The organism is Caballeronia ptereochthonis (assembly GCF_001545075.1).
Lineage (GTDB): Bacteria > Pseudomonadota > Gammaproteobacteria > Burkholderiales > Burkholderiaceae > Caballeronia > Caballeronia ptereochthonis.
Window position 1 is genome coordinate 40956 of sequence record NZ_FCOB02000005.1, and the last position, 19031, is coordinate 59986.

The 19031-nt window shown below is 64.1% G+C and carries 13 protein-coding genes; 7 read left to right on the forward strand and 6 right to left on the reverse strand.

The window, feature by feature from the left end:
- Positions 1–425 precede the first annotated feature (425 nt).
- Complete coding sequence (fixJ, locus tag AWB83_RS06500) at positions 426–1061, reverse strand: oxygen response regulator transcription factor FixJ (RefSeq protein ID WP_087043478.1); 636 nt, start codon at positions 1059–1061, stop codon at positions 426–428.
- Complete coding sequence (gene fixL / locus AWB83_RS06505) at positions 1058–3586, reverse strand: oxygen sensor histidine kinase FixL (protein WP_087043479.1); 2529 nt, start codon at positions 3584–3586, stop codon at positions 1058–1060. The genes fixJ and fixL overlap by 4 nt, the downstream gene beginning before the upstream one ends.
- 293 nt (positions 3587–3879) lie before the next feature.
- Here fixL and aceE point away from each other — a divergent pair, with 293 nt between their 5' ends.
- The 3 genes from aceE to lpdA all read left to right on the forward strand — a co-directional run bounded on the left by aceE (position 3880) and on the right by lpdA (position 10465).
- Positions 3880–6576, forward strand: coding sequence for a pyruvate dehydrogenase (acetyl-transferring), homodimeric type (gene aceE / locus AWB83_RS06510; protein ID WP_087043480.1), 2697 nt, complete (start codon positions 3880–3882; stop codon positions 6574–6576).
- 79 nt (positions 6577–6655) lie between these two features.
- Positions 6656–8290, forward strand: a complete 1635-nt coding sequence (gene aceF, locus AWB83_RS06515; protein ID WP_087043481.1) for a dihydrolipoyllysine-residue acetyltransferase — start codon at positions 6656–6658, stop codon at positions 8288–8290.
- A gap of 114 nt (positions 8291–8404) precedes the next feature.
- A complete protein-coding gene (gene lpdA, locus AWB83_RS06520; RefSeq protein WP_087043482.1) occupies positions 8405–10465 on the forward strand; it encodes a dihydrolipoyl dehydrogenase in 2061 nt (686 codons plus the stop codon).
- A 152-nt stretch (positions 10466–10617) separates the two neighbouring features.
- On the opposite strand, the gene AWB83_RS06525 is transcribed toward lpdA, so the two are convergent.
- Positions 10618–11193, reverse strand: a complete 576-nt coding sequence (locus AWB83_RS06525) for a phasin family protein (RefSeq protein ID WP_061121751.1) — start codon at positions 11191–11193, stop codon at positions 10618–10620.
- A gap of 785 nt (positions 11194–11978) precedes the next feature.
- Between AWB83_RS06525 and pbpG the strand changes: the two genes are divergently transcribed.
- Positions 11979–13172, forward strand: coding sequence for a D-alanyl-D-alanine endopeptidase (gene pbpG / locus AWB83_RS06530; RefSeq protein WP_143750025.1), 1194 nt, complete (start codon positions 11979–11981; stop codon positions 13170–13172).
- 76 nt (positions 13173–13248) lie between these two features.
- On the opposite strand, the gene AWB83_RS06535 is transcribed toward pbpG, so the two are convergent.
- Positions 13249–14043 (reverse strand): IclR family transcriptional regulator, encoded by a 795-nt coding sequence (locus AWB83_RS06535; RefSeq protein ID WP_087043486.1) that lies wholly within the window; start codon positions 14041–14043, stop codon positions 13249–13251.
- Positions 14044–14233: 190 nt separating this feature from the next.
- Between AWB83_RS06535 and AWB83_RS06540 the strand changes: the two genes are divergently transcribed.
- Together AWB83_RS06540 and AWB83_RS06545 are read left to right on the forward strand one after the other, a co-directional pair.
- Complete coding sequence (locus AWB83_RS06540) at positions 14234–14968, forward strand: (Fe-S)-binding protein (protein WP_087043488.1); 735 nt, start codon at positions 14234–14236, stop codon at positions 14966–14968.
- A 28-nt stretch (positions 14969–14996) separates the two neighbouring features.
- Entirely contained in the window at positions 14997–16409 is a 1413-nt protein-coding gene (locus AWB83_RS06545) for a LutB/LldF family L-lactate oxidation iron-sulfur protein (protein WP_087043490.1), read from the forward strand.
- A 95-nt stretch (positions 16410–16504) separates the two neighbouring features.
- Here AWB83_RS06545 and AWB83_RS36000 read toward each other — a convergent pair whose 3' ends face one another.
- Positions 16505–17038, reverse strand: coding sequence for a hypothetical protein (locus AWB83_RS36000; RefSeq protein ID WP_087043492.1), 534 nt, complete (start codon positions 17036–17038; stop codon positions 16505–16507).
- Positions 17039–17298: 260 nt separating this feature from the next.
- On the opposite strand from AWB83_RS36000, the gene AWB83_RS06555 reads away from it, so the two are divergent.
- Positions 17299–17523 (forward strand): hypothetical protein, encoded by a 225-nt coding sequence (locus AWB83_RS06555; protein ID WP_087043494.1) that lies wholly within the window; start codon positions 17299–17301, stop codon positions 17521–17523.
- Positions 17524–17624: 101 nt separating this feature from the next.
- Here the strand turns inward: AWB83_RS06555 and AWB83_RS06560 are convergent, their stop codons facing one another.
- Positions 17625–18824: an amino acid aminotransferase gene (locus tag AWB83_RS06560; RefSeq protein ID WP_087043496.1), complete on the reverse strand. Its 1200-nt coding sequence runs from the start codon at positions 18822–18824 to the stop codon at positions 17625–17627.
- Positions 18825–19031 lie beyond the last annotated feature (207 nt).

Genomic DNA, 19031 nt, shown 5'->3' on the forward strand with positions numbered 1-19031 from the left:
GATGCGTTTCGTTTCAAGATCAAGTCCTCCGGTGCACGGCGCTCGATGCGCGTGAACTGCCCATACGGCGGGATGCGCGCATTGATTGCCGATGAGCAGCAAACCGATGCGCAGTGCTTGATGAAAGCGAAGGGGAGAGAGGCGCGAGCGTCGTCGGCCCTGAAGGTTCCGGCGCCAAACGTTTGACCGTCGAGCAAGGACGCAGCAGACGTCTTGTTGCGCATGACCGTTGTCCTGTGGTGAGGCCCAGTCAAATTACGGGCGGGCCTCGGGATGTGTCAACGTGATTCAGGAAATATCACGTTTCACTCTTGCCGACAACGGGGACTTCGGAACGGGAAAGGACGCGGATGGATGGCGTCAGGCGCGCCATTGCATCACGGGGCCGGCAGGGCGCTGCCGGCCGCGAGGAAGGGGTGAAGGCGTTACTGCTGCGGCTTGTTCGACAGCGCGAGACGCAGCAGATCGGCGACGGTGTTCACGGAGAGCTTCTCCATGATGTTCGCGCGATGCGCTTCCACCGTCTTGATGCTGATGCCGAGATCGTCCGCGATCTGCTTGTTGAGACGCCCGGCGATGATGCGCTCGAGCACCTGATGCTCGCGCGCGGTCAGCTTGCCGAGCCGCTCGGCGGCGGCGCGCTGCTGCTGCACGCTGGTGCTTTCGCTGCGCGCCTTCTCCAGCATGCGCTCGACGAGCTTGCGCAGCTCGGCTTCGTCGAAGGGCTTCTCGATGAAGTCCATCGCCCCTTTCTTCATCGTCGAGACGGCCATCGGCACGTCGCCGTGACCCGTCACGAAGATGATCGGCAAGAGCGAGTTCTCGGCGATCAGCTTTTCCTGCAGCTCGAGACCGGTCATGCCGGCCATGCGCACGTCGAGGATCAGGCACGCGATCGCGCCGGAGTGCGAGATCGGCAGGTAGACGTCGAGGAAGGACTCGGCGCTCGAAAAGCACTGGACGCGATAGCCGTTCGCCTCGAGCAGCCAGCGCAAGGAATCACGCACGGCTTCGTCATCGTCAACGACGAAGACGGTTTCCTGAGTGGTGACTGTGCTCATAGTTCTCCCGTAACTGTTTGTTGTCTCGTATGTTCGTCGTGTGCGTCATCGCCCGTGCCCGAACCATCCACTTCGCCGATCGGCAGGCTGCAGTGAAAAGTCGCGCCGGTCACGTGGCCGTCCGCCTCGACGTTGTTGACCACCCAAAGTCTGCCGCGATGCGATTCGATGATCGAGCGGCAGATGTTCAGCCCCATGCCCATGCCGTCGGACTTGGTGCTGTAGAACGGTTCGAAGAGACGTTCGGCGGTCGCTTCGTCCACGCCCGGGCCCTGGTCGACCACGCTGATGCATACGAAGCCCCCGTCCATGCGCTGCACGACCACGCGGATCACCGGATCGACGGCATGTGGTTTCGCATCATGCATCGCCTCGGCCGCGTTTTTCAACAGGTTGACCAATACTTGTTCGATCAGCACCGGATCGACGTAGATGACCGGCATGCGCGAGCGGATTTCGGTGACGATGCGGATCTTGCGCTTGCGCGCCTCGATTTCCGCGAGACCGACCGCGTCCGCGACGATATCCGCGACGCGCGTCGCCTGCCGTTTCGGCTCGCTGCGCTTCACGAACTCGCGAATGCGCTTGATGATCATGCCCGCGCGCACGGCCTGCTGCGCGGTCTTTTCGAGCACGGGAAGGAGCGTCTCCTGCGTCATGCGGCCGGACTTCACGAGCGCGACACAGCCGGAGCAGTAGTTGTTGATCGCGGCGAGCGGCTGATTCAGCTCGTGCGCGAGCGACGAGGCCATTTCGCCCATCGTCATCAGGCGGCTCGTGAACTGCAGCTTCTCTTCCTGCTGATGGGCTAGTTCCTGCGCCTGCTTGCGCTGCGTGATGTCGGTCGCGATCTGCATCTGCGCGAGGTGGCCGTCCACCCACTGGATGTACTGGCGGCGCACCTCGAACCACTTCTGGATGCCTTCGACATAGACCTCCTGCGCGTCCGCCGAGCTTTCGGTGAGCGCGGTGGCGGGCAGGCCCGCGTAGGTGTCGACCATGTCGATGGTGTCGGACGAGCTTTGCGAGCCGCCGTCGAACGCCGCGCCGGCGAGCTCCAGATGGCCGTCCGGGCGGATGCCGAAGAGATGCCGGTAATAGCGGTTCGCGAAGAGCAGCTCGGCTTCGTCTGCGGCGAGCACGGAGACGGCCGCGTCGAGGCTTTCGAGCACCGTCGTGAAGCGTTCGTGCGCGGCGGCCAGTTCCTCGCGCGCGCGCTTGGGCTCGGTGATGTCCGTCATCGACGACATCCAGCCGGTCTGGCGGCCCGAGCTGTCGATCAGCGGGGAGACGTACAGGCGCGCATGAAAGAACGAGCCGTCCTTGCGGCGCACGCGCAGCTCGAACCCGGAAGAGGGCGCCTTGCCGCGCAGGGTCATGTCGAGCTGGCGCTGCATCTCGGGATACGCGTCGCGCGGCCAGTACGGGAACGGCGCGTTCTTGCCGACGAGATCGCTTTCGTCCCAGCCCGTCATGCGGCAAAAGGCCGGATTCACGTGCGTGATGCGGCCGTGCATGTCGAGCACGCGCATGCCGATCAGCACGGAGTTTTCCATCGCGCGGCGGAAGAAGGCTTCGGCGTAGAGCGCCTGCTGCGCCTCGAAGCGCTGGCGCGTGTGCTTCCACAGGCTCCACAGACTCCACAGCACGAAGCACGACAACCCCGCGACGAGCCACACCAGCGTGTTGTTGGTGAAGTTCGTGAGCTGCGGATACGAGTACACGCGCACCGATAGGCCCTGGCCCGGCGGATCGAGCGGCAGGTCGTAGAACATGTCGCGCGGCAGGCGCGGGCGGCTCGACGTGGTCGCGAGCTCGCGGTTGTTCAAATCGGTGATGGAGATCTTGTACTTGGCCGACAATTCGCTCGGAATGTCGTGCTTGAGGATGCCTTCGATCGAGAACACCGCGGCGATGGAGCCCAGGAATTCGCGGTCACGGAAGACCGGCGTCTGCAGCGTGATATAGCCGTTGCCGAGGTCGTCGTAGAGCAGCGGCGAGTAGACTTGGCGGCGGGTGGTGCGCGCCTCGTCGAAAGCGGCCTGCACGGCCTCGTCCATCTGCGTTTCGTTCGGCTTCGCGAGGCGCGAGCCGAGCACGGGGAGCGGCGTATTGGGCCAGCGCGGCTTGTGCTCGCTCGTGTACCAGTTCATATAGAGGATCTCGGGATGCCCCTGCATGATGTCGGTGGACGAGGTCTGGAAGGTCTGCGGGTCGCCATGGCCGCTCGCGATGTCGCGCGAGAGCGCCTGAATCTGCTCTTGCGCGCCCGTCATCGACAGGCGGATCTGCTGCTGCGCCCACGCGACGTTGCGATAAAGCGTGTCTTCCTGCTGCTGCTGCTCGCGCCGGTTCAGGCTCCAGAGGATCAGACTCATCACGACCAGGAATACCAGGATCGAAATGAGCGGCGTGAGTAAATAGGAGTTCGACCACCACGGTCCGTGGTGCCAGCGGGTGGGCGACGACTCGGTCGGCTTGCGCGCGACCCTCGCCGAGCGTTTGATCAGCCGTTCGGTCAACATGGAAGCGATTGTAACGCAGCCCCTGATTGTTAATTGGCGTAAAAAGACGGTAAAAGAAGGCTCAGTTGTGCGAAAAGGAGGAGAAACATCTGATCAAAAAAGGCTTATCGGACGGTGCGTTGCAGCAATTTTTCGCATTATGAGATCAACTCTCATGATTTGAAAAATTCCTTGCGTCATGGTCTGGACCCTCTTTAGAATTGCCGGCACGCGGCCAGTGCCCGCCCTTTCCGTGCCATTCGCGCGGGCGAGCGCCGGCGGTTCTAGAGTGTTCCTCACATCAGGAGACGAGCATGTCCGCTGTACCCGACGAAGTTCTCAAATATGTCGCCAACGCCAAGGACGACGATCCTCAGGAAACCGCGGAGTGGCTGGACGCGCTCGATGGCGTGATTTCCGCGGTCGGTCCTGACCGCGCGCACTACCTGATCGAGAAACAGATCGAATTTGCTCGCGTGCATGGCGAGCACCTGCCGTTCTCGGCGAACACGCCGTACATCAACACGATCCCCGTCGCTTCGCAGGCGAAGATTCCGGGCGATCAGGACATCGAACACCGCATCCGCTCGTACACCCGCTGGAACGCCATCGCGATGGTGCTGCGCGCGGGCAAGGACACCAACGTCGGCGGCCACATCGCGTCGTTCGCATCGGCCGCGACGCTCTATGACGTCGGCTTCAACCATTTCTGGCACGCACCGTCGAAGGATCACGGCGGCGATCTCGTGTTCGTGCAGGGCCACTCGTCGCCGGGCGTGTACTCCCGCGCGTTCCTGCTCGGCCGCCTGACCGAGCAGCAGCTCAACAATTTCCGCCAGGAAGTGGGCGGCCAGGGCATCTCGTCGTATCCGCATCCGTGGCTGATGCCGGACTTCTGGCAGTTCCCGACCGTGTCGATGGGCCTCGGCCCGATCATGGCGATCTACCAGGCCCGCTTCATGAAGTACATGGAAGCGCGCGGCATCGCGAAGACGGAAGGCCGCAAGGTCTGGGCGTTCCTCGGCGACGGCGAAACGGACGAACCGGAATCGCTCGGCGCGATCGGCATGGCCGGCCGCGAGCGTCTGGACAACCTCGTGTTCGTCATCAACTGCAACCTGCAGCGTCTGGACGGCCCGGTGCGCGGCAACGGCAAGATCATCCAGGAACTCGAAAGCGAATTCCGCGGCGCGGGCTGGAACGTCATCAAGGTCATCTGGGGCAGCCGCTGGGATGCGCTCTTCGCGCGCGACAGGACCGGCGCGCTGATGCGCCGCATGATGGAAGTGGTCGACGGCGAGTACCAGACGTACAAGTCGGAGTCGGGCGCGTTCGTGCGCGAGCACTTCTTCAACACGCCGGAACTGAGGGCGCTGGTCGCCGACTGGTCCGATGAGGACATCTGGAACCTGAACCGCGGCGGCCACGATCCGCACAAGATCTACGCCGCATTCGACGCCGCGACCAAGACGAAGGGCGCGCCGACCGTCATCCTCGCCAAGACCATCAAGGGCTACGGCATGGGCGAGCACGGCCAGGCGATGAACATCACGCACCAGCAAAAGAAGCTGCCGATCGACACGCTGAAGAAGTTCCGCGACCAGTTCCGCTTGCCGCTGACCGACGAGCAGATCGCCGACGTGCCGTATCTCACCTTCGAGGAAGGCTCGAAGGAGCTGGAGTACATGCGTCAGAAGCGCATGGACCTCGGCGGCTATCTGCCGGCGCGTCGCGAGAAAGCGGAATCGCTGCCGGTGCCGGCGCTCTCGGCGTTCGAGCCGCTGCTCAAGGGCACGGGCGAAGGCCGCGAGATCTCCACGACGATGGCGTTCGTGCGGATTCTCAACATCCTCCTGAAGGACAAGGCGCTCGGCAAGCGCATCGTGCCGATCGTCCCGGACGAGTCGCGCACCTTCGGCATGGAAGGTCTCTTCCGCCAGATCGGCATCTGGAACCAGGACGGCCAGAAGTACATTCCGGAAGACTCCGACCAGCTGATGTTCTACAAGGAATCGGAGACCGGTCAGATCCTGCAGGAAGGCATCAACGAAGCGGGTGGCATGTGTGACTGGATCGCGGCCGCGACGTCGTACTCGACGCACGGCGAGATCATGATCCCGTTCTACATCTTCTACTCGATGTTCGGCTTCCAGCGCATCGGCGATCTGGCCTGGGCCGCGGGCGACATGCGTTCGCGCGGCTTCCTGCTGGGCGGCACCGCGGGCCGCACGACGCTCAACGGCGAAGGCCTGCAGCACGAAGACGGCCACTCGCTCCTGTGGGCGGCGTCGATCCCGAACTGCGTGAGCTACGACCCGACCTTCGGCTACGAGCTCGCCGTCATCATGCAGGACGGCCTGCGCCGCATGGTCGCGGAGCAGGAGGACGTGTACTACTACATCACCGTGATGAACGAGAACTACGAGCATCCGGCGATCCCGCAAGGCGATTCCGTCGCCTCGGACATCATCAAGGGCATGTACTCGTTCCGCAAGGCCGATGCTTCGGCCAAGGGTCCGCGCGTTCAGCTGATGGGCGCGGGCACGATCTTCAACGAAGTCATCGCCGCCGCCGACCTGCTCAAGAACGATTGGGGCGTCACCGCCGATCTGTGGAGCGTGCCGAGCTTTACCGAGCTGGCCCGCGACGGTCAGGCGTCCGAGCGCTGGAACCTGCTGCACCCGACGGAAGAGAAGCGCCTGCCGCACGTCACGAAGCTGCTCAAGGATGCGCAAGGTCCGGTGATCGCGTCGACGGACTACATCCGCGCGCTCGTCGACCAGATCCGCGGCTATGTGCCGAACAAGTTCGTGGTGCTCGGCACCGACGGCTACGGCCGCTCGGACACGCGCGAGGCGCTGCGCCACTTCTTCGAAGTCGACCGCTACTGGGTCACGCTGGCTGCGCTCAACGCGCTCGCCGACGAAGGCACGGTCGAGCGCAAGGTCGTCGCAGAGGCGATCAAGAAGTACAACCTCGACCCGTCCAAACCCAATCCGATGACCGTCTAAAGGCATCGCCCCCGAGTGTTGTGACGCGGCTTCTTTCCGAAGCGGAAGGAGGCCGCGTGCAACCCAGGAGACACTAATAATGAGTCAAGCGATCGAAGTCAAAGTGCCGGACATCGGCGATTACAAGGACGTCCCCGTGATCGAAGTGCTGGTCAAGGTGGGCGATACCGTGGAGCCCGAGCAGTCGCTCGTCACGCTCGAATCCGACAAGGCCACGATGGACGTGCCGAGTTCGGCAGCGGGCACCGTGAAGGAAATCAAGGTCAAGGTGGGCGATGCCGTTTCCGAGGGCTCGCTCATCGTCGTGCTGGAAGGCGGCGCTGCTGCCGCCGCACCGGCCGCGAAGCAGGAAGCGCCCGCGCAACAGGCCGCGCCTGCGCCCGCTGCCGCGCCCGCGGCGAGCGGCGGCGGCGCGGTGGAAGTGAAGGTGCCGGACATCGGCGACTTCAAGGACATTCCGGTCATCGAGATCGCGGTCAAGGTCGGCGACAAGGTCGAGAAGGAGCAGTCGCTCGTCACGCTCGAATCCGACAAGGCCACGATGGACGTGCCGAGCCCCGCGTCGGGCACGGTGAAGGAACTGAAGGTCAAGGTCGGCGATACGGTTTCCGAAGGCTCGCTGATCCTCGTGCTGGAAGGCGGCGCAGGCGGCGCGGCTGCGCCTGCACCGGCTCCGGCTCCCGCAAGGGCGGAAGTGCCGCCCGACGCGCCCGCGAAGCCCGCGCCCGCGAAAGAGCCGCCGTCCGCGCTCGCGCAGGCGCCCGTGATACCCGCCGGCGACGGCACGCGCACGTCGAGCCACGCCTCGCCGTCGGTGCGCAAGTTCGCGCGCGAACTGGGCGTCGACGTGTCGCGCGTGCGCGGCAGCGGTCCGAAGGGACGCATCACGCAGCAGGACATCACCTCGTTCGTGAAGGGCGTGATGTCCGGCCAAGGCGGCGCGGCGCAACCCGTGGCGGCCGCACCCGCCGGCGGCGGCGATCTGAACCTGCTGCCGTGGCCGAAGGTCGACTTCACCAAGTTCGGTCCCATCGATCCGAAGCCGCTGTCGCGCATCAAGAAGATCTCGGGCGCGAACCTGCATCGCAACTGGGTGATGATCCCGCACGTCACGAACAACGATGAAGCGGACATCACCGAGCTCGAAGCGCTGCGCGTGAAGCTCAACAAGGAGCACGAGAAGGCGGGCGTGAAGTTCACGATGCTCGCGTTCGTCATCAAGGCCGTGGTCGCGGCGCTGAAGAAGTTCCCGACCTTCAACGCGAGCCTCGACGGCGACAACCTCGTCTTCAAGCAGTACTACCACGTCGGTTTCGCGGCCGATACGCCGAACGGCCTGGTCGTGCCGGTGATCCGTGACGCCGACAAGAAGGGCCTGGTCGACATCGCCAAGGAGATGACGGAGCTCTCGAAGCTCGCGCGCGAAGGCAAGCTCAAGCCCGATCAGATGCAGGGCGGCTGCTTCTCGATTTCGTCGCTGGGCGGCATCGGCGGGACGAACTTCACGCCGATCATCAACGCGCCCGAAGTGGCGATTCTCGGCCTGTCGCGTGGCCAGATGAAGCCGGTGTGGGACGGCAAGCAGTTCGTGCCGCGCCTCACGCTGCCGCTGTCGCTGTCGTATGACCACCGCGTCATCGACGGCGCCGAGGCCGCGCGCTTCAACGCTTATCTGTCGGCGATTCTGGCGGATTTCCGTCGCGTCATTCTTTGATCGTGGCGCGCGCTTCGTTCTCTCCCGATTGAGCGAAGCGCGCATCCAGCCGACGGCGGAGCCGTTGCGCGCACGTCGCGCCCGGTTCCATCCGCTCTTCTCTTAGGGGACAACATGAGTCTCGTCGAACTAAAAGTACCCGACATCGGCGACTTCTCCGATGTCGATGTCATCGAAGTCAATATCAAATCCGGCGACGTCATCGAAAAGGAACAGGGCGTCATCACGCTCGAAACCGACAAGGCCACCATGGAAGTGCCCGCCGATGTCGCGGGCACCGTCAAGGAAGTGAAGGTCAAGCAGGGCGACAAGGTCTCGCAGGGCTCGGTCATCGCGATGGTCGAAACCGCAGGCGCGGGCGCTTCCGCTGCACCGGCCGCAGCGCCGGCGCCGTCGGCCGCTCCCGCCAGGCCCGCTGCCGGCGGCGGTGGGGTGCAGGATGTGAAGGTGCCGGACATCGGCGACTTCAAGGACATCCCCGTCATCGAAGTGCACGTGAAGCCGGGCGATACGGTCGAGAAGGAGCAGTCGCTCATCACGCTCGAATCGGACAAGGCCACGATGGACGTGCCCGCGCCCGCCGCCGGCACGGTGAAGGAACTGAAGGTCAAGGTCGGCGACACGGTTTCGGAAGGCACCGTGATCCTGACGCTCGAAGGCGGCGCTTCGGCGCCGGCTGCGGCGCCAGCCGCACCTCAGCAGGCGGCCGCTCCGGCGAAGGCCGCCGCGCCCGCGCCGCAGGCGGGCAGCTATTCCGGCTCGGCCGACGTCGAATGCGACATGCTCGTGCTCGGCGCGGGCCCCGGCGGCTATTCGGCGGCATTCCGCGCGGCCGATCTCGGCATGAAGACCGTGCTGGTCGAACGTTACTCGACGCTCGGCGGCGTGTGTCTGAACGTCGGCTGCATTCCGTCGAAGGCGCTCCTGCACACCTCGCTCGTGATGGACGAAACGCATGAGCTCGCGGAGCACGGCATCGTGTTCGGCAAGCCGACCATCGATCTCGACAAGCTGCGCGGCTTCAAGGAAGGCGTCGTCAAGAAGCTGACCGGCGGTCTCGCGGGCATGGCGAAGGCGCGCAAGGTGACGGTCGTGACGGGCGTCGGCAGCTTCGTCGATCCGCATCACATGGAAGTGCAGGGCGCGGACGGCAAGAAGGTCGTGAAGTTCAAGCAGGCGATCATCGCGGCGGGCTCGCAGGCGGTGAAGCTGCCGTTCTTCCCGGACGATCCGCGCGTCGTCGATTCGACCGGCGCGCTGGAGCTGCGCCAGATTCCGAAGCGCATGCTCGTGGTGGGCGGCGGCATCATCGGCCTGGAAATGGCGACGGTGTATTCCACGCTCGGCGCGGACATCGACGTCGTCGAAATGCTCGATGGCCTGATGCTCGGCGCGGACCGCGATCTCGTGAAGGTCTGGGAGAAGTTCAACGCCAAGCGCTTCACGAACGTCATGCTCAAGACGAAGACGACCAAGGCCGAGGCGAAGGAAGACGGCATCTACGTCACCTTCGAAGGCGAGAAGGCGCCGGCCGAGCCGCAACGCTACGACCTCGTGCTGCTGGCGGTCGGCCGCAGCCCGAACGGCGGCAAGATCGGCGCGGACAAGGCCGGCGTCGCGGTGACGGAGCGCGGTTTCATCGACGTCGACAAGCAGATGCGCACGAATGTCCCGCACATCTTCGCGATCGGCGATCTCGTCGGTCAGCCGATGCTCGCGCACAAGGCCGTGCACGAAGGCCACGTCGCGGCGGAAGCGGCGCACGGCGAGAAGGCGTACTTCGATGCGTTGCAGATTCCGTCGGTCGCCTACACCGATCCGGAAGTGGCATGGGCCGGCAAGACGGAAGACCAGTGCAAGGCCGAAGGCATCAAGTACGGCCGTGCGGTGTTCCCGTGGGCCGCATCGGGCCGCGCGATCGCCAATGGCCGTGACGAAGGCTTCACCAAGCTCATCTTCGACGAAGAGACGCATCGGGTGATCGGCGGCGGCATCGTCGGCCTGAATGCGGGCGATCTGATCAGCGAAGTATGTCTCGCGATCGAGATGGGCGCGGATGCGACCGACATCGGCAAGACGATCCATCCGCACCCGACGCTCGGTGAATCGGTCGGCATGGCCGCGGAGTTGTACGAAGGCGTTTGCACGGACTTGCCGCCGCAGCGCAAGAAGTAAGCTCCCGCACTGGAAGAAGTGCGAAGGCGCGCTCCCTCACCTGAGCGCGCCTTTTTATTTGCAGACACGGCGGACGACAAAAAACCCGGCGCGGTGGCCGGGTTCTTCGTGATTCGTGCTGCAATCGGCCGGGCAGAAGCCCGGCGGCAAACTTACGCGACCGACTTCTTGGCGGCGCGGGTAGCTTGCTCAGTCGCTTGCGTAGCAGCCTTCGTCGCAGCCGTGGCGGCGGCGTTGAAGTTGCTCTCGGCGATCTCGACAGCTTGCTTCGTTGCCTTGTGAACCGTTTCGTACGTCGTGTTCGCGGCGGTGATGGCCGACTTCATCACGGCGACAGCCGTTTCCGAACCGGCGGGTGCGTTCTTCGCGACGTTGTCGACGAGCGTCTGCACCTTGCGGTTCTGCTCTTCGTATTGCGCTTCCGCGACGCGGGCGAACTCGGCTTGCGTAGCCGAAGCGATTTCATACAGGTGGCGGCCGTACGACAGGACCTTCTCCGCGACCGGCTGGGTCAGGCTGGCTTGCAGCGCGAGCAGTTCCTGAGCATCCTTCACCGACAGCGCGCGTTGCGCGTTTTCCTGGCTTTCGGCCAGCGTCGACTTCACGACTTGCAGGTTCAGTTCGACAAGCTTCTCGACGCCTTCGAACGCCTTGTTCGTGAGGCCGAACAGCGTGTCGAAATTGGCTTTTTGTGCAGCGGCGATTTGCTCGGGGGTCAACAGCGTCATCTCAGGCTCCTGATGGCCGACCCATCAAACGCGGGTCGTGGTTTGGGTAGATCCGGCGAGAGAAAACTGCCGGCTGGTGCAACCGCGATTGGTGCGTCGCAACATGAGACCCATTTTAGAGATATTCCGATGGATGTCAAGCACTTTTTGTGCGCCGCACCATTGCGTTAAAACCCTTGTTAAACAATGACTTACTTAGCGAACTGCGACCTCCGCGCGGGGTCCGTGAAAACCCTATGCACCGCGATGGATCGACGCTTCGCAGGGCCTAGGCACGGTCGAACTTGCTCATGAGAGCACGACAGGATGAAAGTTTGATGTTTGTCAAAGCCGGCCGCGTCATCTCTTGTGGCGACCCATTACGAGACGCTTCTGAGGTTGTTTCTGAAGTTCGTCTTATTTTTAGGATGCCGCCGTACACCAAATTGTTGAAGAAACGTTAACATTTCGGCTGTCCGAGCGGCCGCGTCATTTCCGCCGCGTCCACGACACTTCCCCCTCGATTCGAACGCTGCGTTTTTGCCCGGTCCGACTCACGAGTCTGGCTAAAGTTGTGGAAAGTTTTGCCGATAGTGCGCTTGTCGTCGTGTATAAAAGCGCCCCTCGGAGCAGAATTGTTCCGCCGGCATGATCGTTTTTTTCGATCGAGGCGCGGACCTTATTTGGCAATATGCAATCACGGCTTACAACTCGGTTTAACGAGTTCCGATAAGTGCTTAATATTGCTTAAATTTCGTAGCTTCACTACACTTGGCGGTACTCTCCAGCCGCCCAACAGAACACTAATGAAAACCGAAATGTTTTCGTCGTTGAAGGTGGTGCATGGCGTGGCAGTGCGTTCCGCGCTGTCTCTCGCCGTCTCCATCGCAGTAGCGACGTCCTTCGCAGCGGCTCCGGCTGAAGCCCTCGCAAAGACCGCCACCGCAACCAAGACCGCAAAGAAACCCGTCAAATCCACGGCCAAGGCCGAAAAGCCCGCGCGCGTGGCGAAGACGACCCTCAAGTCGCCCAAGCCCGTGAAGGCCGCGAAAGTCGCCGCCGCGGATGATGACGACGACGCGCCGCGCGCCGCGCGCAAGCGCCGCGTCTCGTATCGCATGGAGCCGCACGCGCGCCGCGCGTCGGTGCACGCGGTCGCGTTCCAGCCGCGTGCGACGTCGGTCGGCCAGGCGTTCGGCCTGCATGACACGCCCGACAGCCTCGCGCTGCGCTCGAGCGTGGCGTACGTGGTCGATCAGAACACGTCGGAGACGCTGTTCGACAAGAACTCGCGCGCCGTCGTGCCGATCGCGTCGATCACCAAGCTGATGACGGCAATGGTCGTGCTCGATTCGCACATGCCGCTCACCGACGAAATCACAGTCACCGACGAAGACCGCGATTACGAGAAGTTCACCGGCTCGCGCCTTGCGGTGGGCTCGGTGCTCAATCGCGAGGACATGCTGCACATCGCGCTGATGGCATCGGAGAATCGCGCGGCGGCCGCGCTGTCGCGCTATTACCCGGGCGGCCGTCCGGCATTCATCGCCGCGATGAACGCGAAGGCGAAGTCGCTCGGCATGACCGACACGCACTTCGAGAACTCCACCGGCCTGACGAGCCAGAACGTGTCGAGCGCACGCGACCTCGTGAAGATGGTCAACGCGGCGTATCAGTATCCGATCATCCGCAAGTTCTCGACCGACCGCAGTTACGAAGTCTTCACCGGCAAGCGCAATCTCGCGTACAACAGCACGAATGCGCTGGTCCGCAATGCGTCGTGGGACATCGGCTTGCAGAAGACGGGCTTCATCAACGAAGCCGGCGAATGCCTCGTGATGCAGGCGAATGTCAACGGCCGTCCGGTCGTGATCGTGCTGCTCGATTCGTACGGCAAGTATTCGCGCTTCGCCGACGCGGGCCGCCTGCGCTCGTACCTCGATACGCTCGGCGAGCCGCACATCATGAGCGCCGACATGGGCAGCGGCGCCAATCCCTGAGCGTCGTTCAAGCGCTGACCCCAAAGCAAACGGGGTTCGTCGAAAGACGAATCCCGTTTTTTCATGACACGCGGTTTCAGCGTTGCGCTTGCTGTGCCTGTTCCGGGTGATAGCCCAGCGAACGCGAGATTTCGAGCGCCGTGTGGCTCAGCTGCTTGAGCCAGGCGTCCTGCAGGCGGTCGGCGGGTGCGGAGAGCGACAGGCCCGCGACGAGCCGGCCGGTGTCGTCGTAAATGCCCGCTGCGATGCAGCGCACGCCGAGTTCCAGCTCCTCGTTGTCACGCGCGCAAGCCTGCTGGCGCACGAGCGACAACTCGCGCTCGAGCTTGGCGAGATCGGTGATGCTGTTCTGCGTGTGGCCCGAAAGGCCGGTGCGCGTCGCATAGGCGCGCACGCGCGTGGCCTCGTCGGCGGCGAGAAAGAGCTTGCCGACCGACGTGAGATGCAAGGGCGCCCGCCCGCCGATCGCGCGCACGACCTGCATGCCCGAGCGCTCCGAATACGCGCGCTCGATATAAACGATCTCGTCGCCTTGCCGCACGGACAGATTGACGGTCTGTCCCGTCTGCCGATGCAGTTCCCGCATCGGCGGCATCGCGGCTTCGCGCACCGAGAGACGCGCCTTCACCAGATTGCCGAGCTCCAGCAGGCGCATGCCGAGCCGGTACGTGCCGGGATCGGAGCGGTCCACGAGCCGGCACAGCACCATGTCGTTCAGGATGCGGTGCGCGGTGGACGGATGCAGGTCGGTGCTCTGCGCGAGCTCTTTCAGGCTGACGGGATCGGTGTGATCGGCGAGGGCGTCGAGAAGACGCATCATGCGCTCGATCACCTGAATGGAGGTCTTTGATTCCGGGTTCGTATCGCTCATCGTGAAAAATCGGTTGATGCGTCAAACAGCGGAACTGCAATTGTATCTCATAATGTGAAAAAAGCGAACGCTGCGACCAGGCGACTGTCTCGATGCTCATGCGAGATGCGAGCCGACCCCCGTCGAGCGGGCGTTTTCGCGGATAATCGGCGGGCGTTCACATCACTTCTACAAAACAGGAAACGCCCCCATGCGAGTCGGATTATTCGTGACTTGTCTTATCGACATGATGCGCCCCGAGATCGGCTTCTCGGTCATCAAGCTGATCGAGCGCGCGGGCTTCGAAGTCGTCGTGCCGCCTTCGCAGACGTGCTGCGGTCAGCCCGCCTATAACTCCGGCGACCGGCCGCTCGCCCGCGATCTCGCCGAAAAGACCCTGCGCGAGTTCGAGCAGTTCGACTACGTGGTCGTGCCGTCCGGTTCCTGCGGCGGCATGATCCGCGCGCACTACGGCGATCTCTTTCGCGACGATCCCCAACTGATGAACCGTTTCGCGCGTCTGCAACCGCGCGTGTTCGAGCTGACCGATTTTCTCGCGACGGTCGCCAAAGCGCGCATGGAGCCCGTCGCGTTCGAGGGCATGGCGACCTATCACGATTCCTGCTCGGGCCTGCGCGAGCTCGGCGTGAAAACGCAGCCGCGCGAGCTGCTCGCGCAAGCCGGCGTGCCGGTGACCGAGATGGCGGGCTGCGAGCATTGCTGCGGTTTCGGCGGCACGTTTGCCGTGAAGTACGGCGATATATCGACGGCGATCGTCGACGAGAAGTGCGCCAACATCAAGGCGAGCGGGGCGGATGCGGTCGTGCTGGGCGATCTCGGCTGCATGCTGAACATCGAAGGACGACTGCGCCGCACCGGCGACACGACGACGCGCGTGCTGCACATCGCGCAAGTGCTGGCGGGCGACGCCCAAGGCCGCGCCTGAGCGCATCCGCAAAGAGAGAGTTCCCAACATGCAAGTTCAGACGATGCAGTTCAAGGCGCGCGCGGGCAGCAAGCTCGCCGACGAGCGCTTGCAGCAGAATCTCACCAAGCTTTCGACGAAGTTCGTCAGCGCGCGAGCCAGCGCCGTGCGCGAGATCGACTTCGAGGCGACGCGCGCCGCGCTCAAGGAGCGCCGCAACCGCGCGCTGGACAACCTCGACGTGTGGCTCGAAACCTTCGAGCGCGAAGCGACCCGGCGCGGCGCGACGGTGCTGTACGCGGAATCGACGCAGGATGCGGCGAAGCTCGTCGCGGATATCGCCCGCAAGCACGACGTGAAGAAGGTCATCAAGACCAAGTCGATGGTCTCGGAAGAGATGCAGCTCAATCGCGTGCTGGGCGAGATGGGCGTCCAGTCGATCGAGACGGATCTCGGCGAATACATCCTGCAGATCAACGACAACGAGCCGCCGAGCCACATCATCGCGCCCGTCGTGCACAAGGACAAGGAGCAGATCGCCGATCTCTTCGCGAAGACGCACAACAAGCCGCGCCTCACCGACATCCCCGAGATGACGCGCGAGGCGCGCGAAGTGCTGCGCCCGCATTTCATGTCGGCGGACATGGGCGTGACGGGCGGCAACTTCGTGATCGCGGAGACGGGCTCGGTCGCGGTCGTGACGAACGAGGGCAACGAAGGCATGTGCACGGTGATGCCGCGCGTGCACGTCGCGGTGACGGGCATCGAGAAGGTGCTGCCCACGCTCGAGGATCTCGCGACCGCGATGCGTCTTTTGCCGCGCTCCGCGACGGGACAGACCATCTCGAACTATTTCTCGCTGCTGACCGGTCCGCGCGCCCCGGACGAGGTGGACGGTCCCGAGCACATGTACTTCGTGCTCGTCGACGGCGGGCGCACCGGGCTCATCGGCGGCGAATTCCAGGATATGCTGCGCTGCATCCGCTGCGGCGCGTGCATGAATCATTGTCCGGTCTATCAGAAGATCGGCGGCCATGCGTACGGCTGGGTGTATCCGGGACCAATGGGATCGGTGCTGACGCCGGCCTACGTCGGCATCGATCGCGCGCTCGATCTGCCGCAGGCGGCGACGCTCTGCGGCGAATGCAACAGCGTGTGCCCGGTCGGAATCCCGTTGTCCGACCTGCTGCGCAAGCTGCGCGAAAAGCAGATGGAGCGACGGCTGCGTCCGCGGAGCGAGCGCGTCGCGCTCGCGTTGTGGGGTTATCTGGCGATGCATCCGGCTGCTTACGCGCTCTTCACCAGGCTCGCGGTGCGCGTGCTCGAATGGATGGGCGGAAACCGGAAGTCGATTGCGCGCCTGCCGTTCGGCGCGGGATGGACCGGCACGCGCGAGATGCCCGCGCCGGTCGGCCGGACGTTCCGCGAACTCTACAAGGCGCAGCGGTCGCATCTCGGCTGAGGCGTATCGGCGGATGCAGAAAGGCCGTGCCGGATCATCTGATCCGGCACGGCCTTTTTTTTGATGCAGTTCTACACGATGACAGCTCGCGACGCCTAGCCGCCGTAACGTCCGATGAAGCCGCGCGAGTTGCCATCGCGGTTGCCGCCGTTCGCGGATGGCGGTGCGGCGCGATTCGGCCCCGGCGGCTGACCGCCCACGGCCTTCGGCAGCGGGGCGCCGCCGCTCGCCTGCGGAGGCGGTCCGCCGGGCGGACGCCCGCCGCCGGCCTGCGGCGGTGGGCCACCGTGCCCGCCGCCACCCGCTTGCGGAGGCGGTCCGCCCGGCCCCCGATCGCGCGGCTGGCCGCCGCCATGCCAGCCTCCCGGTGGCGGACGACGCCAGCCCGGACCATCGTCCCAGTAACGGTTCGGACCCGGACCGGAGTAATAGCCGCCGTTGATCACCACGCCGGGTTGCACGACCGGCGGGCCGCCGTAATACCCATAGCCGGGAGCGGGGTCGTCGTAGCCGTAGCCGGCGGCAGGATAGCCGCCGCCGTAATAGCCCGGCGCGTCGGGATACGCCGCGCAACCGCCGAAAAGCACGGCGGACGAGGCAAACAGAAAAGCAGCGACTGCGGATCTCATGATTGTGGAAGGACCAGTGGAACCAATAACGATTAAGACAGTGCCGATGGCCCGATGTCCCCGACAACTTTGTAAGCCTTTATGACGGCGCGCACGGCGTCGACCGTCGTGCGTGAATCAGCCGCCCAAACGGCGTGTTGCCTGCGGCGCAACAAACCTTTGCTTTTAAACGTCTTTTTCAGATTCGGCCGATTCCGTAAGATTCGAAGCGTCGACAAGTGGGCCTTCGTTCCGCTGCGACATTGAATCGAGGTAGTCAAATGAGAAAGACAATATCGACCTACTGGCCCGTGTTAATCCTGTTTCCGCTCGCGCTGGCGTTCTGCATGCACGCGGGCAAGGGCGGTGCGGCCGTCGAGCGGCACGAGCAGATGGGGGTCGCGAGCGTAAGCGCCGAACTGGCGCGCGCGATTTCGTACGGATTCGTCGAAGCCGATGACGCCGCCGCGGCGACCGCCGTTCCTGCCACGTCGCAGACGCTCTGATCCGCGCGACGGCATGGACCGCACGTCATCGTTCGCCGCGCACAAAAAATGGCGCCCTTCGCAGGGCGCCATTTTTTTTCTTGCGAACCGGGAGCGCTGACTTACTTCAGCACCGCCGCCACGGCATTGGCGACCGCATCGAGATTGCGCGTGTTCAACGCAGCGACGCAGATCCGGCCGGTGCTCACGGCGTAGATGCCGAACTCTTCGCGGAGGCGGTCCACTTGCGGCGCGGTCAGGCCCGAGTACGAGAACATGCCGCGCTGCTTGTTGACGAACGAGAAGTCGCGGTCGACGCCGCTTGCCTTCAGGCGCTCGACCAGGCCGTTGCGCATCGCGCGGATGCGGTCGCGCATTTCGCCCAGTTCCTGCTCCCAGGTCGCGCGCAGTTCCGGCGACGCCAGCACGGCCGCGACGATCGAGCCGCCGTGCGTCGGCGGGTTCGAATAGTTGGTGCGGATCACGCGCTTGAGTTGCGACAGCACGCGGGCGGATTCTTCCTTGCCCGTCGTGATGATCGACAGCGCGCCGACGCGTTCGCCATACAGCGAGAACGACTTCGAGAACGACGACGACACGAACACGTTCATTCCGGCGGCCGCGAAGAGACGGACGGCGGCCGAGTCGGCGTCGATGTTTTCCGCGAAGCCCTGATACGCCATGTCGAGGAACGGCACGAGCTCGCGCGCCTTCACGACTTCGACGATCTGCTTCCACTGCTCGTCCGACAGATCGACGCCCGTCGGGTTGTGGCAGCACGCGTGCAGCACGACGATCGTGCCCGGCGCGTAGCTGTTGAGCGCCGCGAGCATGCCGTCGAAGTTCACGCCGTGCGTGGCGGCGTCATAGTACGGATAGTTGACCACGTCGAAACCGGCGCCTTCGAAGAGCGCGCGGTGGTTTTCCCAGCTCGGGTCGCTGATTGCGACGATCGCGTTCGGATTCACGCGCTTCAGGAAGTCCGCGCCGATCTTGAGTGCGCCCGTGCCGCCGAGCGCCTGCGCCGTGACGACGCGGCCCGCCGCGAGCAGCGGCGAGTCGTTGCCGAGCAACAGCGTCTGCACGGCGGCGTCATAGGCGGCGATACCGTCGATCGGCAGATATCCGCGCGGCAGCGCGGCGTCGACGCGCGCTTTCTCGGCTTCGCGCACGGCGCGCAGCAGCGGGATCTTGCCTTCCTCGTTGGTGTACACACCGACGCCCAGATTGACTTTGGTCGCGCGCGGGTCGGCGTTGAAGGCTTCGTTGAGGCCCAGGATCGGGTCGCGGGGAGCGAGTTCGACGGCAGAGAAAAGAGACATGATCTATCGGCAGTGAGAAAAAGACGGTGCGGCGGGATGACGCTCGGAAAGCGCGGGGGCGCGAGACGGGCGATGCCCGCATGGCGTCTTCGGCGGTATTGATGCGGTTTGCATCGTTCTGCGGATTTCTTCCGATGCCCGCCATCGAGCCCAGTCGCACATTGTAGCGAATCCGGACCGGCTTTTTCGCCGCCAGTTGCTCGAAGC